Annotated in this window: 1 pseudogene; it reads right to left on the bottom strand. The window is 36.0% G+C overall.

From position 1 onward, the window contains the following. Positions 1 to 46 precede the first annotated feature (46 nt). Positions 47 to 236: pseudogene (locus LJE08_RS14465) on the bottom strand (IS21 family transposase); the annotation flags it as partial.

Here is a 236-nt window from a genome sequence, read left to right as displayed (position 1 = left end):
AAATAACGGTAAGCCTGGATATGGCAATCGACCCAATCATTGATTTTCATGCTTGAACATAACTGTACATACTAAATGATAATGTTGCCTCGAATAAATATGCAGGGATTGCTTCTCCTGTGTAACGATCATATACATACATACGGGTGCCATTCCAATCAACCATCATTTTATCACCCGATTTATGATTGATATGCATCGTAAGATTATGCTTTTTAACGTAATCACGATATCGT

Origin of the sequence: Holdemanella sp. DFI.5.55 (genome assembly GCF_020593575.1) — a bacterium.
Lineage (GTDB): Bacteria > Bacillota_I > Bacilli_A > Erysipelotrichales > Erysipelotrichaceae > Holdemanella > Holdemanella hominis.
The sequence above is the reverse complement of the archived record's forward strand: the minus strand, read 5'-3'. Positions and strand labels throughout refer to the sequence as shown.